This window comes from Roseateles sp. P5_E11, from assembly GCF_054049355.1.
In genome coordinates, this window is record NZ_JBFUMO010001131.1 from 1 (window position 1) to 796 (window position 796).

General features: G+C 63.5%; 2 protein-coding genes. Both read right to left on the reverse strand.

Going from position 1 to position 796, the window contains the following annotated elements; genetic code table 11:
• Positions 1–161: 161 nt before the first annotated feature.
• Positions 162–488: a thioredoxin family protein gene (locus ACXJKR_RS33880; RefSeq protein ID WP_457326597.1), complete on the reverse strand. Its 327-nt coding sequence runs from the start codon at positions 486–488 to the stop codon at positions 162–164.
• Between the two features lie 13 nt (positions 489–501).
• Positions 502–796, reverse strand: a 295-nt coding sequence (locus ACXJKR_RS33885; RefSeq protein WP_457326598.1) for an ATP-binding cassette domain-containing protein, incomplete at its 5' end; no start/stop codon positions are given.

The following is a 796-nucleotide window of genomic DNA, read 5'->3' on the forward strand; positions in this document are numbered from 1 at the left end:
GAATACAGGTTGTTCTCGGTGTCGAGCTTGAGGATGGTCGCGGGCAACAGTTGCCCGGCAGCCCAGCGCGGCCGGATTGGATCGATCAGTCGGGTCTTCTCGGCGGCGCTGCCATGGAATGCTTGCATGATGGTCCGTGTGTTTTTGTCGGTGGAGACGGCTCAGCCGAGCAGGTCGTCGATTTCGCTGGAAAGCTGGGTCCGCGTGCGGCCCTTCACCGGGCCGACGGTCTTGCCGTCMTTCATCCAGAAGAGCTGGGGGATGCCGCGGACGCCGAACTGCTCGACGAGCTTGGGGTTCTCGTCGGCATTGACCTTCACGATCTTCATTTGGCCTTCGTACATCGGGGCCAGGGCTTCCAGCGCCGGCATCAGGGCCATGCACGGGCCRCACCAGGGGGCCCAGAAGTCGATGAGGACGGGGACGGTGCTTGCTTCGGCTTCTTCCTTGAAATTGGCTTCGGTGACGATGGTGATCTTTGCGCTCATATCAGGGCTCCATTCACAGTGGGATAGGGTTCAAGGCGGTCTGCACTGATGCGGCCTCGCCAACGAGTCGCGCCTGCACGGCGCGAGACGACGCGCTGAGCACCAGCGCGTGGTCGTGATACTTCTTGAGCGCCGAGTGGTGCGCCACGCTGACGATGGTGGTGTCCTTCAGCTGAGTGGTGAGCAGCACGTAGAGAGCCGCCTCGGTGTCCTCGTCGAGCGCGCTGGTGGCCTCGTCCATGAAGAGGAAGTCGGGCTTCGCAAGCAAGGCCCGGGCAATCGCCAGGCGCTGCTGCTCGCCGCCGGAC